The sequence below is a fragment of the Brevundimonas vancanneytii genome (assembly GCF_901421975.1).
Taxonomy (GTDB): Bacteria; Pseudomonadota; Alphaproteobacteria; order Caulobacterales; family Caulobacteraceae; genus Brevundimonas; species Brevundimonas diminuta.
On the sequence record NZ_LR588407.1, the window covers coordinates 2,516,236 to 2,533,017 of the forward strand.

Consider the following 16,782-nt stretch of genomic DNA (forward strand, 5'->3'; position numbering starts at 1 on the left):
ATGCGAATGCTTGTCATTGACGATGATGCCCGAACCCGCGCCTTCGTGGCCGAAGGCCTGCGCCAGCAGGGGCATACGGTCGATGAGGCGGGCGACGGCGAGGCCGGTCTGCACATGGCGATGGAGGGCGCATACGCCGCCATCGTCGTTGACCGCATGATGCCGGGGCTGCTCGGTCTGGAAGCGGTCCAGGCCATGCGCGCGGGCGGGCTGAAGACGCCGGTGCTGATGCTGACGGCGCTGGGCTCGGTCGACGACCGGGTGGCGGGGCTGAACGCGGGCGCCGACGACTATCTGGTCAAGCCTTTCGCCTTCAGCGAACTGAGCGCGCGGCTGCAGGCGCTGGTGCGGCGCCCCCCGCTGGCCGAAGCCACGACGCGGCATCGGGTCGCCGATCTGGAGGTCGACGTGGCCGCCCACCGGGCGACCCGCGCGGGCCGGACGCTGGACCTGACCCCGCATGAGTTCAAACTGTTGGAGCGGCTGGCGCGCAACGCCGGTCACGCCGTGACGCGCACCATGCTGCTGGAAAGCCTGTGGGGCTTTCACTTCGACCCCCGCGCCAATCTGATCGACGCCCACATCAGCCGCCTGCGCGCCAAGGTGGATCGCGGCTTCGATCAGGAGCTGATCCACACCATCCGGGGGGTGGGTTATGTCCTCAAGGCCCCGGACTGAGCCCAAACGCCCCTCGGTCTGGTCCACGGCCAGCCTGCGCTACGCCGCCGCCTTCTCGGCCCTGTTCGGACTGGGCGCGGCGGTGATGATCGCGGGCGTGGACTATGGGCTGATGCGCTTCGCCGAGGCCGAGGTCCGCGACGGGCTGAACCATCAGATGGACGTCATGCGCGCCGACGCTGACCGGCACGGCACGGCCCAGCTGGTGCAGGAGCTGAACGCCGAGGCCCGCAACCGCGACGCCCGGCGCTATCTGCTGCTGGTCGAGGCGCCGGACGGCAGCACCTTCTCCAACGGCCTGACGCGGCTGGCGGTCAATGAGACCGGCTTCCGCCGCAACCTGCCCAACAAGGCGCGCCCCGCGCGATGGCCCGACCAGACGCCGAACATGCTGGCGCTGAGCGCGCGGGCCTCCGACGGCGGCCTGCTGGCGGTCGGACGCGACATCCAGCATCTGGACGAGCTGCGCGGCGGCATCCGCCGCTACGCCCTGATGAGCGGGATCGTCCTGATCCTGCTGGCTCTGGCCGGCGGCTGGTTCGCGGGACGGCTGTTCCTGCGGCGTCTGGAAGACGTCAACCAGGCGGTCGGCCGCATCATCGCCGGCCAGGATTCGGCGCGCCTGCCCGCCGTCGGCCTGGGGCGAGAGTTCAACGAACTGTCGGCCAATCTGAACCGAATGCTGGACCGGCAGGAGGCGGCGCTGACGACGCTGAAGACCCTGTCCGAGGGCGTGGCTCACGAACTGCGCGCGCCGCTGAACCGGATCCGCAATCGACTGGAGGATCTGGCCGCCAATCTGGACGACGCCCAGGCGCGCGAGGCCGCCGTCGAACGCGCGCTGGAGGAGACGGATCAGGTCAGCGCCCTGTTCGAGGCCTTGCTGACCCTGGCGCGGATCGAGAGCGGCGACGCCGCCTTGCAGACCGAACGGCTGGATCTCGCCGCCTTGGCCGCCACGGTGGCCGACATCTACAGCCCCTTCGTCGAAGAGGCGGGCGGGCGCCTGACCGTCGCCCTCGCCCCTACAGGAACGGTCGAGGCCGATCCCGCCCTGATCCAGCAGGCCCTGGCCAACCTGATCGAGAACGCCGTCTTCCATGGCGGCGGCCGAATCGAGGTCTCGACGTGCAGCGAAAAAGGCCGGGCGGTCGTCCGCGTCGCCGACCACGGCCCCGGCGTGCCGGAAGCCGAGCGCGACAAGATCCTGCGCCGCTTCTATCGCCTTGGTCAGGGCGGGAGCGGCCATACGTCCGGCGCGGGCCTGGGCCTGGCCATGGTGGCCGCCGTGGCGCGGGCGCACGGCGGCGAACTGCGGCTGGACGACAACCGGCCCGGACTAGCCGTGGAACTGGCGCTGCCGACCGTCTCCTGAACCGTCTGCGCCGTCAGCCCCCACCGGTGCGGGGCCTGGCTCGAATTCAGCGAAGAGGGCGTCGATCAACCACTGGGTTCCGGCGTCCCCGTCCGAGCGTTCGTGCCAGACCAGATGGTAGTCGAACGGCCGCATCTCCTGCGGCGCTGGAAAGGCGCCGAGACCATGCGTCGCCGCGAAATGCTCGGCCGCCCGACGCGGCAGCAGAGCCACCGCTTCGCTGGTCTGCAACAGATAGGGAACCAGGGCGAAGCTCTCGGCCCGCACTAGGACGCGGCGCTCGGCCATGTCCGGCAGGTCATCCGCCACCCAGTCGCCGAAGCCGTCCCCCGCCGAGGGGACGACATGGGGCCAGCGCAACAGTTCGGCGTGCGTCGGCGTCGCCTGATGCACCGGATGATCCGGCCGCGCCAGGCCCAGATGAGTTTCGCGGAACAGCCAGCGCGACTTCAGCCCCGCGCCTTCGGGGCTCCAGCCGGTCAACACCATATCCAGCCGGCCGTCCTCCAGCCGCCGCAGGCTGGCGTCCGACAGAGGCTCGACCGCCAGCTCCACCCCCGACGCCTCGTGCTCGATACGGGCCAGGGCCGGCGTCAGAACGCTGAGCAGGCCGAAGTCGGTGGAGGCCAGGCGGAACACCCGCTTCATCCGCCCGACGTCCAGGCCGGGGTCGCGCAGCAGGCTCTCGCCCGCGTCGAGCCAGGCGCGCAAGGGACCGGACAGGGCCTCGGCGCGCGGCGTCGGCATCATGCCGCGCGGCCCGCGCACCAGCAGAGGGTCGTCGAACTGATCGCGCAGCCGGGCCAGGATGCGGCTCATCGCCGGCTGGCCGATGCCCAGGCGCTCGGCTGCGCGCGAGACGCTGCGCAGCTCGATCAGCACCTGAAGATGCTGAAGCAGGGTGAAATCCACGCGGTGGGGAAGTCGCCCCGACATATGGCCTCGCTGCATGACGCCCGGCGCGTCGGCCTCCGCTGTATTAAGAACGCCTCTTAATTGCAACATATCGACATAGGCCTTTGCTCCCCGGCCCATCACGCCTCCGACGGCCGCGCCCTCATGCGGCTGGGCGAATAGGCCCCATGCCGAATCCGACATTGAGACAATATTGCGAATGATTATTAGGAGCGAGCCGCTCGCACGGTCGAGCTTTCCTCCCCTCCTCGGGCGCTCGTCGCCCGCCAACGCACGCCTTTGGGGGCGCAGATGCACCTATCGAAACGCCGCATCGGGCTGGGCCTGATGACAACCACCCTGCTCGCCACATCGCCGGTCCTGGCCGAGACGATTCCCGCCGATCTCTCAGGCGTCGATCCGCAGGCCACCGCCGTCGGCGACGTGATCGTGACCGCCTCGGGCTCGGCCGTCGACGTGCGCGACGCCCCGGCCTCGGTCAGCGTCATCAGCCGCGACGAGATCGAGCGCCAGCCGGTGCAGAGCCTGGGCGAACTGCTGGGCCGTCTGCCCGGCGTGACCGGCGGCGTCAGCCCGACCGGCGCCATGTCCAAGATCACCATCCGCGGCCTGCCGGACAACTACACCCTGGTTCTGGTCGACGGGCGTCGCGTCGGCAACTCGCGCGACATCAGCTATCGCCCCGACCTGGGCCGCCAGGATCTGAACTGGATCTCGCCCGACATGATCGAGCGCATCGAGGTGGTGCGCGGGCCGATGTCGTCGCTCTACGGCTCCGACGCCATGGGCGGCGTCATCAACATCATCACCCGCAAGATCGCCCCGACGTGGCGCGGGTCGGCCAACACCAGCTACACCTGGTCCGAGGATTCCGAGCGCGGCGACGCCTATCAGCTGGGCGTCAACGTGGCCGGCCCGCTCACGGAGAACCTGGGCCTGCGCCTGGGCGCGACCTACGCCCGCACCAATCCCGACGAAGTGAACCTCTCCGGCGCCAACGGCACGGGCGGCGTCGTCAACAAGAGCCTGAACGGCGTGCTGAACTGGGCGCCCGTCGAGAACCACAACCTCTCGTTCGAGGCCAACTATGGGGTGGAGGAGCCCCTGGCTCCCAAGCTGCTGGTGCCGAACCGCAACGGCGTGCTGACGCCGCAGGGGGCCTTCGGCTCGGAAACCGAACGCACCAACTTCCGCGCCAGCCACGAAGGCGAATGGTCCTTCGGCAAGACGCGCCTGGACGTCTATCGCAACGCCTTCGAGAACAAGGCGATGGGCGAGTACGGCGGCTCCGGCGAATTCGAGGAGTGGATCGTCGACGGCCTGTGGAATTTCGAAAAGACCTTCGTCTGGCTGCACAAGTTCGCCATCGGCGCCCAGTACCGTCAGGAAGAGCTGACCAACACCGACACCATCGGCACGGTGCCGATCGACTATGACGGCAACGTCATCACCGGGGCCACGCTGAAGGGCGACACGGCGGCGATCTTCGCCGAGGACCAGATCACCCTGCGCGAAAGCCTGCTGCTGACGCTGGGCGGCCGCCTGGACAGCCACGACAAGTACGGCGAGCACTTCAGCCCGCGCGCCTATCTGGTCTGGCATCCGGCCGAGGCCTGGACCCTGCGCGGCGGCGTCTCCAAGGGCTTCCGCGCCCCGTCCCTGAAGGAGAACAGCGCCGGCGCCGCGACCCAGTCCGGCGGCAACGGCTGCCGGGGCCTGATCGGCATGGCCGCCAAGGACAAGAACGGCAATCCGATCCTGGACGGAAACGGCAATCCGCTGGTCTACACCTCAGGCGGCTGCTGGATGGCGGGCAATCCGAACCTCAAGCCCGAGGAAAGCACCAGCTACGAGTTCGGCTTCGCCTATGACGGCGCCGCCTACAGCTTCGCCGCCACCTATTTCCACACCGACTTCGAGAACAAGATCCAGTACGCGCCGCTGGGCTATTTCGAAGGCCGCTGGTGGACCAAGAACGAGAACGTCCAGCGCGCCCGCACCAAGGGCCTGGAGCTCAGCGGTTCGGCGGCCCTGCCCTACGACCTGACCCTGCGCGGCAACGCCACCTGGATGATCGAGGCCAAGAACCTGGACACCGGGGCCAGCCTGATCACCACGCCGGAATGGTCGGGTTACGCCTCGCTGGACTGGCGGGCGACGGACCGCCTGGGGCTCATGCTATCGGCCCAGTACACCGGCGAACAGCTGAGCGGCGGCTCGACCCTGACCAACGCCCGCACCGAGTTCGACCTGACCTCCGCCTATGAGGCGTCCGACACGGTGACCCTGCGCGCCGGGGTCTCCAACCTCTTCAACGAGAAGGTCAGCGGCACCGCCGGCGATGGCTACTACTCGCCCGGCCGCCGCTTCTTCCTTGGCCTGACCACCCGCTTCTGATCCGGAGAAACTGCGATCATGACGACCCTACGCAAATCCCTTCGCGGCGCCGCCCTCGGCGCGCTCCTGGCGGCTTCGGCCGTCGCCGTTCCGACCCTGGCTTCGGCCCAGGCCCTGTTCTCGGCGCCCGAACGCCTGGACGGCGGCCAGGTCGGCTTCTCGTCCGGCGAACGCGGCAAGCCCGTCCTGCCGGGCGGCCCGGTCGTGGCCAATGGCCGCGGCTTCCATCCGGGCCAGAGCATCGTCCTGATGTACGGCCAGACGCCGCTGTCGACCGGCCCGATCACGGCGAACGCCGAGGGCGGCTTCGAAGCGCGCCTGACGCTGCCGGCGAACGCCCAGCCCGGCAACCACCCGATCGTGGCGGTGTCGCAGTCGCCCTATAACGCCGTCCTGGCCGATCTGAAGATCTCGCCGAACGTGCCGCTGTCGAATGAAGCGGCCTATCGGATCACCAGCATCCAGCCCACGCGCGGCCTGTACCAGACCGCCTATAGCGCCAAGCGCAACGCCGTCTTCGCCACCTCGGCGGTCGGCCGCCCGCCGGTGCGCCAGTCGGAGCTGCTGCGCCTGAACGCCGACACCCTGGCGGTCGAGGCCCGCATCACCCCGGCCGCTGCGCCGGGCCGCGCCGGCCGCGACGGCCAGCCCCAGGACGGCGGCGTCTTCGCCGTCTACGGCGTCGGCGTCGATGACGCCAACGACACCGTCTGGGTCTCGAACAGCCGTCAGAACACGGTCGCCGTCTATCGCCAGTCGGACCTGTCGCTGGTGCGTCAGTTCGAGCCGGGCACGGTCAACCACGCCCGCGACGTCGTCATCGACGAAGAGCACGGCAAGGCCTACGCCAGCGCCACCTTCGAGCCCGAGGTCGTGGTGTTCGACACCGCCGCCCTGACGGTCGCCAAGCGCATCAAGATCGACTCGACCGTGCGCGGCGAGACCTTCTCGGCCGCCAGCGTCTCCTACGACCGCGAAGCGCGTCGCCTGTACGTCGCCTCCAACTCGACCAATGAGGTCGCGGTCATCGACGCGGCCGCCGACACCGTGCTGAACGTCTTCCGCGTGCCCGGCGCGCGCAGCGTGATCGGCGTCTCGCACGATCCGCAGACCGACCGCATCTTCGTCGCGGCCCAGGGCACCGACAACCTGGTGGTGCTGAACGGTTCGGACGGCTCGGTCGTGGCCGACACCCCGGTCGGCGCGGGCGCCCTGAACGTGGTGTTCGAGCCGAAGTCGCGTCGCGCCTTCGTCAGCACCTTCGGCGCGGGCACGGTGACGGTGACGGACGTCGACGGCCGCATCGTCGCCAACCTGCCCGCCCCGCCGGTGGCGAACCACGTCTCGACCGATGGTCGCGGCAACGTCTATGTCGCGGTCAAGTCCGGCTGGACCACGGACGGAAACGACTCCGTGCTGCGCATCCGCCCGGCGCGTTGATCCGAACAGCCCCCGCGCCCGGCGCGGGGGCTTTTTTCTTGCCGCCGCGACTAGCCTCGATAAGGCGCGGCGAAGCGCAGCACAGTCGGCAAGGCCGCATAGGGCGTCGAGCCGTGATCCTCGTCCTCCAGCACCCGCAGGCTCGCCCCACGGGCCTCCAGATCGCGGGCGTTGGAGACCATACGCCGGGCCAGGTGCGCGAACGGCAGCCCCTCCATCTCCTCGCGGGCGCCGACCGCGACCAGCAGGTTCGCGCTCTCGGGCTGGGCGGCGACCACCGCCGGGTTCCACCAGATCGACGGGCTGATCGCAGCGTAACGGACGAAGGGCGCTCCGGCGGCGCGCGCCTCCAGAACGAAAAGGCCCGACATGGAATGTCCCATCAGCACCGCCTGCTCGGGATCGGCGCCGAGGGCCGCCAGTTGCGGCAACACCTCCGAACTCAGGCGCGCCAGCAGGGCCGCGCCGCGCGGCTCGGGCGCCTGGCTCTGCGGCCCCGGCGTGAAGGCGTAGGCGGCCACGCGATCGGCCACGCCCGACAGGCTGACGCCCCGCCGTCATCATCGCATCCACCCGCGTCTTGGCCGAGCGCCGCAGCAGCCGTCCGGCGACCTGGGCGGCCGTATCGAAAAAGGCCTCCCCCTCCAGCAGCACCAGAACCGGCCAGCCGCCGGGCGGCCGTTCGCCCTGCGGCGTCGCCACCCGCACATCCACGGCCGGCGCGCCATCGACAGCGGGCAGGCGGATGGCGTAGGGCTGGGTCGTGTCGGGAGCCGCGTCCTTCTGGGACGGGTCTGCAGGGGCGGGCGAGGTCAGCGTCATACGGCCACCCTAGCCTATCTGGCCATAGATATGTATTGCGACGCATTCTCTGAGTGGAGTTCGTGAATTGGCGAACGCTGAAAACGCCGTGCCCGAGGCGGTTGTCGCCTATTCCAGAAGCGTGCGGACCAAGCTGTTCGCCATCGCCGTTTTGGCCGCGCTGGCGGCGGCGGCCCTGCTGCTCGACATCGCCACCGGCCCCTCGTCGATCTCGCCCCTGACGGTGCTGCAAGGGGTGTTCGATCCGTCCAGCCTGACCACGGCCCAGCAGGCCATCGTCTGGCAGGTGCGCCTGCCCTACGCCCTGATGGCGATGATGGTCGGGGCGGCCCTGGCCCTGGCGGGCGCCGAGATGCAGACGGTGCTGAACAATCCGCTGGCCAGCCCCTTTACGCTGGGCGTCTCCTCGGCCGCGTCGTTCGGCGCGTCGCTGGCGATCGTGCTCGGCCTGGGCGCCTCCTTCATCGGAGCGGACTGGCTGGTGCCGCTGAACGCCTTCGTCTTCGCCTTCGGTTCGGTGCTGGCGCTGCAGGCTCTGGCGCGCATGAAGGGGTCGGGGATCGAGAGCATCGTCCTGTTCGGCATCGCGCTCGTTTTCGCCTTCAACGCCCTGACGGCCCTAGTGCAGTTCCTGTCCTCGGCCGAGGCGCTGCAGCAACTGGTGTTCTGGACCATGGGATCGCTGTCGCGCGCGACATGGAGCAATGTCGCGGCCCTGGCGGTGGTGCTGGTCGTGGTGACGCCCTTCTCGCTTCTGTCCTCGCGCGCCCTGACGGCCCTGCGGCTGGGCGAGGACCGGGCCATGAGCTTCGGCGTCGATGTGAAGCGGCTGCGCTTCCTGTCGCTGTTGCGGGTCAGCCTGCTGTCGGCGACGGCCGTGGCCTTCGTCGGCGCCATCGGCTTCATCGGCCTGGTCGGACCGCACATCGCCCGCCTGCTGGTGGGCGAGGATCACCGCTACTTCCTGCCCGCCAGCGTGCTGGCCGGGGCGGTCATCATGTCGCTGGCCTCGGCGGCGTCCAAGATCATCGTGCCGGGCGTGCTGATGCCCGTCGGCATCGTCACCGCCGTCATCGGGGTGCCGGTCTTCCTGCTGCTGATCTTCCGCAACGGAGGCCGGGCATGAGCGACCTGTCGATCAGCGGCCTCGACGCCGGCTACGGCGGCCAACCCATCATCAGCGGCTTCAGCCTGCCTCCCCTGACCGCAGGCGAAGTCGTGTCCGTCGTCGGCCCCAACGGCGCGGGCAAGAGCACCCTGCTGCGCAGTCTGGCGGGCCTGATCCCGGCGCACGGCTCGATCCGTCTGGACGAGGCCGAACTGACCCGGCTGTCGCTGGCCGATCGGGCCAAGCGCGTCACCTACATGCCGCAGACCCTGCCGCAGGGCGTGGCCCTGACGGTGCTGGAGACGGTGGTGGCCTCGATCCGCGCCACGCCCCTTCGCGGCGCCGTCTACACCGACGCCCAGGCGGCCGAGCGCGCCTATGAGGTGCTGCAACGGATCAACGCCGAGGCTCTGGCCGGACAGCGTCTGGACCGGCTGTCGGGCGGTCAGAAGCAGCTGGCGGGCCTGGCTCAGGCTCTGGCGCGCGAGCCGCGCCTGCTGCTGCTGGACGAGCCGACCAGCGCACTGGACCTGCACTATCAGCTGCGCGTGCTGGACCTGGCGCGCGAGGCGGCGGCCGAACGGGGCATGACGGTGATGATCGTCCTGCACGACCTGCAGGCGGCCGCGCGCGTCTCGGACCGGATCGCCGTCATGGCCAAGGGAAAACTGGTCGCTTTCGGAACGCCGGACGAGGCCATCACGCCGGGCATTCTGGCCGAGGTCTATCGCGTCTCCGCCCGCGTCCAGCGCTGCGACCGCGGCGCGCTGCAGGTCATGATCGACGACGTGCTGAGCTAAGCGCTCCCTCTCCCGATGGGAGAGGGCTTGAGCCTCCAAGAGCCGGAGGCGATTGGCGCAGGCGAAAGGGTGAGGGTTCGCGGGTGAAGTCGGCCGAATGGCCGTTGTGCTGAAGTTTGCGCGGCGGCTTGCGCCGAAGGTATGGACAGAACCCTCACCCTTTCGCGCAAGAGCGACGGCTGCGCCGCCGCGCGCTCAAGCCCTCTCCCACCGGGAGAGGGCTGCCAATCGTCTTACGGACGGATCAGCGTCACCACGTCGCCGGTCGGGTCGACCGGGACCGGCGTGCCCGCCGGGGCGCCGCGCGGCAGACCGCGGGCCTTGTTCGAGACGTAGACGGCGTTGGTCGCGCGGTCGATGGCGATGGTCTGAGGGAAGGTGCCCGTCTCCAGGTTCGCCTTCACCGCATAGGTGTCGGAATCGATCACCGTCACCGTGCCCGCCTGACGGTTGGCGACGTAGATCTGCTTGACCGCGCCGTTGTAGGCGACGCTCAGGGCGCCCGCGCCAGTGGTGATCTTCTGGATCAGGGCGCCGGTGTCGGCGTTCAGCACCGTCAGCTCGCCCGATTTCTGATTGGCGACGAACAGGCGGCGGCCTTCGGAATCGACGGCGACGTTGATGGTCGAGTCGCCGTGCGACGGCCATTTGCCGACCGTCTCGCCGGTGGCCAGGTCGATGGCGGCGACTTCATTGCTGCTCATGCCCGTGACGTAGAGGCGGTTGGTCGCGGGATCGAGCGCCGCGCCGGTCAGGCCACCGACCGTGGCGGTGATGGTGCGTTCGACCGTATTGGTCGCGCCGTCGATGACCCAGATCAGGTTCGGCTTGGAGGCGTCGCCCGCCTCGCCGCCGACGACGCTGATGTAGACCTTGTTGTTCGCCTCATCGACGACGACCTGGCGAACGTGGGCGCCCTCTTCGTCGCCGTTGCGGATGGTGGCGATCACTTCGCCGGTGCGGGCGTTGATGGCCGTGATCACGCCCGAACGCGTGTCCGTGCCGTACAGCACCTGGGTGCGGGTGTTCAGGTTCAGGCCGAACAGCGGATTGGCCGAGACGTCGACCGAGGATTCCGGCTCCAGCGTCTGGCCCTGCAGGCGGACGATCTGGGCCTGGTTGGCGCCGCGCGGGCCGACGGCGGCGACATAGAGGTCGTTGTCGGCCGGGTTGAAGACGATCTCGTACAGGCCGCCGGGGGCGACCTTGACGGTCTTCTCGATCGTCTGGGCCGAGGCGGTCGACGCCATCGCCAGGGCGGCGAAGGCGGCGGCGGTCAGGATGCCGTTGCGAAGGGTGATCATGGCGGTTCTCCGGGGTGAAATCAGGCGGCCGGGACCAGGTCGGTCCAGTAGTCCCCGCGATAGGGGACGGCCAGAAAGTCCTTGTTGATCGCGTCCAGCGTCGCGCGCGGATCCAGGTCAGCGAACAGCTCGGGCTGGATCCACTTAGCCAGGACTTCGGCAGCGACGATGTCGATGGGCGAATTGATCAACTGGTGCGACAGGCCGTGCACCCTGCCCTCGCGCACAGCCTTCAGGGTCGACAGGCCCCGTCGCCCGGCCACGCGGCGCAACGAGGCGCGCGAGGTCTCGACGTCGTATTTCGGGCCGACGACGAAGCCGCCGGTCTTCTCCAGATGCGGGCCGCCGGTGGCGATGTAGATGTCGGGATCGCGCTCGACCACGAACTCCAGGTTCAGCTTGCCCGACGGCTGTTTCAGCACCTCGGCGCCGATGTTGCGGGCGCCGACGAAGGTCAGATAGTCGCCGATGTTCCCGGCGCCCACCGAGTTGCAGCAGTCCGGCCCATTGCCCGCGTGCGCCTCCAGGAAGACGGTCGGCTTCTGCTCGTCCCTTAGACCGGCCACGCGGTCGGAGATGGTCTTCAGCCTGGAGGCGCGGAAGGCGTTGTAGGCTTCCGCCTGTTCCTCGCGGCCGATCATGGCCCCCAGCAGGGACAGGCTGCGCGGCTGGTTCTCGAACGGGTGCTGGAAGAAGTCGATATAGGCCACGCGCACGCCCGCCTGCTCCAACTGGGCCGTCTGGGCGTCGGTCGGGCCGGAATCCAGCGACACCAGGGCCACCTGCGGCTGGGCGCCCAGCACGGCCTCGACGTTGAAGGCGGCGGCCGAACTCGGCGTCTTGGGCAGGCTCGCCAGCGTCGGCGACTTTTCCAGATAGGCGGCGTAGATGTCCGGGCTGAGGCGGTTCACGTCGCCCGCCCAGGCGGCCAGCAGGCTGACCGGATCGGGATGGATCAGCGACAGGGCGATCAGGAAGCGGCTGTCGTCGATCGACAGCTTCGTCACCGGCGGGGTGATCGCCAGCGGCCGGTCGCGCAGGTCGGTCAGCAGCGAGGACGGGCCGGCCGCATCGCGGCGCGTACAGGCGGCGGCCCCTGTCGCCATCAGGGCGGCGGCGCCCATCAGCAGGGCCCGACGTCCCAACCTCACCTCGACCATCGACCCGTTCTCCGCCCATTCATCAGCGACGCCAGCGGCGTTTCGCCTCGACGCTTAATGATAATCAGTGTCAGCTTCAATCGCTGATTTGTCGCATGAGGCGGCGCGATTGTTCAGCGCGGCGGGATGATCCGGGCGAAACGGGCGGCGTCCCCGCGGAGAAGCGCCTGGTCCGGCGCCGCTTCTTGACGCACGGCCTCGGTCAGGGCCTTGGGATCGTCGCAGAAGATGCGGTGCAGCATGGCCATGACGGCCTCGGCGCGTTCGTCAGCCAGCGAATAATAGATGGAGCGCGACTCGCGCCGGGTCTTCACCAGCCCCGACTGGCGCAGCTCGGCCAACTGTTGCGACAGGCCCGGCTGGCGCAGGCCCAGCTCCTGTTCCAACTGACCGACCGAACGCTCCTGCTGCGCGATATGGCACAGGATCAGCAGGCGATTGGCGTTGGCCAGTTGCCGCAGCAGTTCAGCCGCCTCGGGCGCGGCCGCCTTCAACCGTTCCAGATCGCCGCCGGGGGTCATCGCGACGCCGGTTGATAATACCAGGCGTCATCGCCCGACAGCACATCGCCCAGGTCGGTCGGCGCCGCCTGAAGCAGGGGCGCGCCCGGCGTCCAGCCCTCGGGCGCCGAAGCCCCTTCCCGATCCGCCGCCTGCAGGGCCGTGACCAGCCGCAGCAACTCCTCGATCGAGCGGCCGACGTTCATCGGGTACCAGCTGATCGCCCGCACCACGCCGTTCGGATCGATGACGAAGGTGGCGCGCACCGAGGCGCTGTCCGGTGCCGCCGGGTCGATCATCCCATAGGCCTGGGCGATGACCATGGAGGGATCTTCGATGATCGGAAACTCCACCGTCACGCCGAAGCGGTCGCGGATATCCTTCAACCAGGCCAGGTGGGAATAGAGGCTGTCGACCGACAGCCCCAGCAGCTCGCAGCCGATGGCGTTGAAGTCCGCCTGACGCCGGGCCAGGGCGATGAACTCGCTGGTGCAGACCGGGGTGAAATCCGCCGGGTGCGAGAAGAAGGCCAGCCACCGCCCGCGATAGTCGCTCAGCCGACGCTGGCCGCGCGTCGTGCGCGCGGTGAAATCCGGCGCCGCCTCATTGATCCGCAGCGGCCGCAGGAAAGGCGTGTCCGTCATCGAGTCGGTTTCCATGCCATAGGGCTACGCGCAGTCGGGGTGCAGCGCACCTTGAAAACAATTACTTGTATATAATATGTAAATATCTAATTGCTTGATAAAGATCAATGCGGAGAAACGCCGTGACCGACGCCCATATCGACCCTGCCCGCGATCACGCCGCGGACTTGATCCAGGCCGCCCTGGCTGAAGTCAGCCGCCGCCCGGTCGTTAAATCCTTCTTTGACGAAGCCACCTTCACCGTCAGCCATGTCGTGCGCGACCCGAACTCCAGGGCCTGCGCCATCATCGACAGCGTGCTGGACTATGATCCCGCCTCTGGCCGCACCTCGACCGCCTCTGCCGACGCCCTGATCGCCTATGTCGAGGCCGAAGACCTTGAGGTTCACTGGCTGCTGGAGACCCACGCTCACGCCGACCACCTGTCGGCCGCGCCCTACCTGCAGGAACGCCTCGGCGGCCGCCTGGCCATCGGCCGCGACATCATCAAGGTGCAGGACGTCTTCGGCAAAGTATTCAACGAGGGGACCGAGTTCCGCCGCGACGGCAGCCAGTTCGACCAGCTGTTCGACGACGGCGACCGCTTCGCCATCGGCGAGCTTCAGGCCACGGCCCTGCACGTGCCCGGCCACACCCCAGCCTGTCTGGCCTATGTGATCGGCGACGCGGTCTTCCCCGGCGACACCCTGTTCATGCCCGATTACGGCACGGCGCGCTGCGACTTCCCCGGCGGCGACGCGCGGACGCTGTATCGCTCGATCAAGCGGCTGCTGTCCCTGCCCGCCGCGGCGCGCGTCTTCCTGTGCCACGACTACAAGGCGCCGCCCGCCCGCACCGAGTTCGCATGGGAGACGACCATCGGCGATCAGTGCGCCTGCAACATCCACGTCCACGACGGCGTGACAGAGGATGAGTTCGTCCAGATGCGGACCGCCCGCGACGCCACCTTGTCCATGCCGCGCCTGATCCTGCCTTCGGTTCAGGTCAACATGAACGGCGGCCGAATGCCCGAGCCGGAAGACAACGGCGTCCGCTACCTGAAAATGCCCATCAACGCGCTCTGATCCCCAAGCCCTTTAAAGCCCCTTTCCTCAAAGCCAGAGAACCGCCTCATGGACATCCGCCCCCTGGAAGACCGCCTGCACGTCTCGCCGCAGATCCTGCCTGAGGAGGTCCAGACAGCGGCCGATCAAGGCTATCGCGCCATCATCTCCAACCGCCCCGACGGCCGAAGAGCCGGGCCAGCCGATGACCGAGGACATCCGCGCCGCCGCCGAGGCCGCGGGCCTGACCTTCGTCCACATCCCCATTCGCGGCGGGGCCATGACGCCGGACGACGTGGCGCGCTTCAAGGCGGCGCTGGCCGAACTGCCCCAGCCCATCCTCGGCTACTGCCGCTCGGGCACCCGCACCACCTATCTGTGGGCCCTGTCGCAGGCGGGCGAGCGCCAGGCCGAAGAGATCGTCGCCCTGGCCGCCGCCGCCGGCTACGACGTCTCGCCGCTCGGCCCGCGTCTGGAGGGCTGAGGCATGGCCCATCCGCAAGCTTCCCAGACCTGCGACGTCCTGATCGTCGGCGGCGGCGCCGCCGGGATCGCCACGGCGGCCAGCCTGCTGCGCCGCCGCCCCGGCCTTGACGTCGTGATCGTCGAACCGTCCGAGCGTCACTATTACCAGCCCGGCTGGACGCTGGTCGGCGCGGGCGTCTTCACGCCCGAGCGCACCATGCGCGAGACCTGCCGCCTGATCCCCACGGGCGCCCGCTGGATTCAGGACAGCGTCGTCGACTTCGCGCCCGAAGCCGATCAGGTGCGCCTGTCGGACGGCCGTCGCATCGGCTATCGCGCCCTGGTCGCCGCGCCCGGCATCAAGCTGGACTGGGACGCCATCCCCGGCCTGAGTGAAACGCTGGGCCGCAACGGCGTGACCTCCAACTACCGCTTCGATCTGGCGCCCTATACGTGGAAGCTGGTGCAGGAGCTTAAGGGCGGCCGCGCCCTGTTCACCCAGCCGCCCATGCCGATCAAATGCGCGGGCGCGCCGCAGAAAGCCCTCTATCTGTCGGCCGACCACTGGCAGCGCACCGGCGCCCTCAAGAATGTGGACATCGAGTTCCACAACGCCGGGGCCGTGCTGTTCGGGGTCAAGGACTACGTCCCCGCCCTGATGAAATACATCGAGCGTTACGGCGTCGACCTGCGCTTCAACTCGCGCCTGACCGCCATCGACGGCGAGGCTCGCCGCGCGACCTTCGCCGTCACTGACGCGGACGGCGCCGTCAGCGAAGTCGTCCGCGACTTCGACATGATCCACGTCTGCCCGCCGCAGACCGCGCCCGACTTCATCCGCGCCAGCCCGCTGGCGGCCGACAGCGGCTGGATCGACGTCGATCAGGCCACCCTGCACCACAACCGCCTCGACAACGTCTTCGGCCTGGGCGACGCCTGCTCGGCGCCCAACGCCAAGACCGCCGCCGCCGCCCGCAAACAGGCGCCCGTCGTGGCCGAAAACGTCATCTCCATGCTGGACGGCAAGGCGCTGAAGGCGGTCTACGACGGCTACGGCTCCTGCCCCCTGACGGTCGAGCGCGGCAAGATCGTGCTGGCCGAGTTCGGCTATGGCGGCAAGCTGCTGCCCAGCTTCCCGGCGTGGATGCTGGACGGGCGTCAGCCGACGCGCCGCGCCTGGCACCTGAAGGCGCAGGCCCTGCCGGAAATCTATTGGGTCGGGATGCTGAAGGGCCGCGAATGGCTTTGCGCCCCCGACTGCGTCGAGCCGGGCGTCGCCCCGCGAACGAGGGCCGCGTGATGAGCGAGTCCCTCAGCCTTTTGCAGTATGGCCTGGGCGCCGGGGCGGGGTCGCTGGTCGGCTTCACCCTGGGCCTGGTGGGCGGGGGCGGCTCGATCCTGGCCGTGCCGCTGATCGTCTATCTGGTGGGGGTGAAGGATCCGCACCTGGCCATCGGCACCAGCGCCTTCGCCGTGGCGGCCAACGCCTTCGCCAATCTGCTGAACCACGCCCGACACGGGGCGGTGAAGTGGAAGATCGCCCTGCTGTTCGCGGCGGCGGGCGTGGTCGGGGCGGCGCTGGGCTCCAGCCTGGGCAAGGCCGTGGACGGGCATAAGCTGCTGGCCCTGTTCGCCGTGCTGATGCTGATCGTCGGCGCCCTGATGCTGCGCGGCCGCTCTGCGGCGGGCGACCCGCACGTGACGCTGAACGCGGGCAATGCGCCCAAGCTGGTGGGCACGGGCGCGGCCACGGGGATGCTGTCGGGCTTCTTCGGCATCGGCGGCGGCTTCCTGATCGTGCCCAGCCTGATGGGGTCGACCGGCATGCCTATCTATTACGCCGTCGGCTCGTCCCTGGTCGGCGTCACCGCCTTCGGCCTGACCACCGCCTTCAACTATGCGCTGGCGGGATGGGTGGACTGGCCGCTGGCGGCGGTCTTCATCGGCGGCGGCGTTCTGGGCGGGTTGGCGGGCGCGCGGCTGGCCAAACTGATGTCCAGCCGCAAGGGCCTGCTGAACAGCGTCTTCGCGGGCCTGATCTTCGTGGTGGCCCTCTATATGCTGTATCAGAGCGCCGTAGCCCTGAATCTGATCGGCTAGGCCTGCGGGCCGCCGCGCGACACGACGGCCC

16 protein-coding genes and 1 pseudogene are annotated in these 16,782 nt (G+C 69.1%); 11 read left to right on the plus strand and 6 right to left on the minus strand.

Annotated elements, in window-relative coordinates:
* Together FGL25_RS12495 and FGL25_RS12500 are read left to right on the plus strand one after the other, a co-directional pair.
* Positions 1-678, plus strand: coding sequence for a winged helix-turn-helix domain-containing protein (locus FGL25_RS12495; RefSeq protein ID WP_046651725.1), 678 nt, complete (start codon positions 1-3; stop codon positions 676-678).
* Positions 656-2,053 (plus strand): sensor histidine kinase, encoded by a 1,398-nt coding sequence (locus FGL25_RS12500; protein ID WP_138141867.1) that lies wholly within the window; start codon positions 656-658, stop codon positions 2,051-2,053. The genes FGL25_RS12495 and FGL25_RS12500 overlap by 23 nt, the downstream gene beginning before the upstream one ends.
* Here the strand turns inward: FGL25_RS12500 and FGL25_RS12505 are convergent.
* Entirely contained in the window at positions 2,018-3,088 is a 1,071-nt protein-coding gene (locus FGL25_RS12505) for a LysR family transcriptional regulator (RefSeq protein ID WP_252970169.1), read from the minus strand. The two genes, FGL25_RS12500 and FGL25_RS12505, sit on opposite strands and share 36 nt — an antisense overlap.
* 171 nt (positions 3,089-3,259) lie before the next feature.
* Here FGL25_RS12505 and FGL25_RS12510 point away from each other — a divergent pair, with 171 nt between their 5' ends.
* Together FGL25_RS12510 and FGL25_RS12515 are read left to right on the plus strand one after the other, a co-directional pair.
* Complete coding sequence (locus FGL25_RS12510; RefSeq protein ID WP_138141868.1) at positions 3,260-5,365, plus strand: TonB-dependent receptor domain-containing protein; 2,106 nt, start codon at positions 3,260-3,262, stop codon at positions 5,363-5,365.
* Between the two features lie 18 nt (positions 5,366-5,383).
* A complete protein-coding gene (locus tag FGL25_RS12515) occupies positions 5,384-6,805 on the plus strand; it encodes a YncE family protein (protein ID WP_138141869.1) in 1,422 nt (473 codons plus the stop codon).
* A 50-nt stretch (positions 6,806-6,855) separates the two neighbouring features.
* Here the strand turns inward: FGL25_RS12515 and FGL25_RS12520 are convergent, their stop codons facing one another.
* Positions 6,856-7,338, minus strand: a complete 483-nt coding sequence (locus FGL25_RS12520) for a hypothetical protein (protein ID WP_138141870.1) — start codon at positions 7,336-7,338, stop codon at positions 6,856-6,858.
* Between the two features lie 356 nt (positions 7,339-7,694).
* Here FGL25_RS12520 and FGL25_RS12525 point away from each other — a divergent pair, with 356 nt between their 5' ends.
* Positions 7,695-8,753 (plus strand): FecCD family ABC transporter permease, encoded by a 1,059-nt coding sequence (locus FGL25_RS12525; RefSeq protein WP_138141871.1) that lies wholly within the window; start codon positions 7,695-7,697, stop codon positions 8,751-8,753.
* Positions 8,750-9,535: an ABC transporter ATP-binding protein gene (locus FGL25_RS12530; RefSeq protein WP_138141872.1), complete on the plus strand. Its 786-nt coding sequence runs from the start codon at positions 8,750-8,752 to the stop codon at positions 9,533-9,535. Before FGL25_RS12525 ends, FGL25_RS12530 begins: the two co-directional genes overlap by 4 nt.
* A 233-nt stretch (positions 9,536-9,768) precedes the next feature.
* On the opposite strand, the gene FGL25_RS12535 is transcribed toward FGL25_RS12530, so the two are convergent.
* From FGL25_RS12535 to FGL25_RS12550, 4 genes are all read right to left on the minus strand, one after another.
* A complete protein-coding gene (locus FGL25_RS12535) occupies positions 9,769-10,839 on the minus strand; it encodes a YncE family protein (RefSeq protein ID WP_138141873.1) in 1,071 nt (356 codons plus the stop codon).
* 20 nt (positions 10,840-10,859) lie between these two features.
* Positions 10,860-11,999, minus strand: coding sequence for an ABC transporter substrate-binding protein (locus tag FGL25_RS12540; protein ID WP_138141874.1), 1,140 nt, complete (start codon positions 11,997-11,999; stop codon positions 10,860-10,862).
* A 113-nt stretch (positions 12,000-12,112) separates the two neighbouring features.
* A complete protein-coding gene (locus FGL25_RS12545) occupies positions 12,113-12,520 on the minus strand; it encodes an ArsR/SmtB family transcription factor (RefSeq protein WP_138141875.1) in 408 nt (135 codons plus the stop codon).
* The gene (locus FGL25_RS12550) at positions 12,517-13,158 is read right to left on the minus strand and encodes a peroxiredoxin (protein WP_112999513.1); all 642 of its coding nucleotides are present in this window, start codon (positions 13,156-13,158) and stop codon (positions 12,517-12,519) included. The genes FGL25_RS12545 and FGL25_RS12550 overlap by 4 nt, the downstream gene beginning before the upstream one ends.
* 92 nt (positions 13,159-13,250) lie before the next feature.
* Here FGL25_RS12550 and FGL25_RS12555 point away from each other — a divergent pair, with 92 nt between their 5' ends.
* The 5 genes and pseudogenes from FGL25_RS12555 (at position 13,251) to FGL25_RS12570 (ending at position 16,751) form a co-directional block, all read left to right on the plus strand.
* On the plus strand, positions 13,251-14,207 hold the full coding sequence (locus FGL25_RS12555) for an MBL fold metallo-hydrolase (RefSeq protein ID WP_138141876.1): 957 nt from the start codon (positions 13,251-13,253) through the stop codon (positions 14,205-14,207).
* A 48-nt stretch (positions 14,208-14,255) separates the two neighbouring features.
* Positions 14,256-14,315 (plus strand): annotated as a pseudogene (locus FGL25_RS17640) (TIGR01244 family sulfur transferase); the annotation flags it as partial.
* Positions 14,316-14,391: 76 nt separating this feature from the next.
* On the plus strand, positions 14,392-14,670 hold the full coding sequence (locus FGL25_RS12560; RefSeq protein ID WP_252970170.1) for a TIGR01244 family sulfur transferase: 279 nt from the start codon (positions 14,392-14,394) through the stop codon (positions 14,668-14,670).
* Between the two features lie 3 nt (positions 14,671-14,673).
* Positions 14,674-15,951: an NAD(P)/FAD-dependent oxidoreductase gene (locus FGL25_RS12565; RefSeq protein WP_138141877.1), complete on the plus strand. Its 1,278-nt coding sequence runs from the start codon at positions 14,674-14,676 to the stop codon at positions 15,949-15,951.
* Entirely contained in the window at positions 15,951-16,751 is an 801-nt protein-coding gene (locus FGL25_RS12570; RefSeq protein ID WP_138141878.1) for a sulfite exporter TauE/SafE family protein, read from the plus strand. Before FGL25_RS12565 ends, FGL25_RS12570 begins: the two co-directional genes overlap by 1 nt.
* The last annotated feature ends 31 nt before the right edge of the window (positions 16,752-16,782 follow it).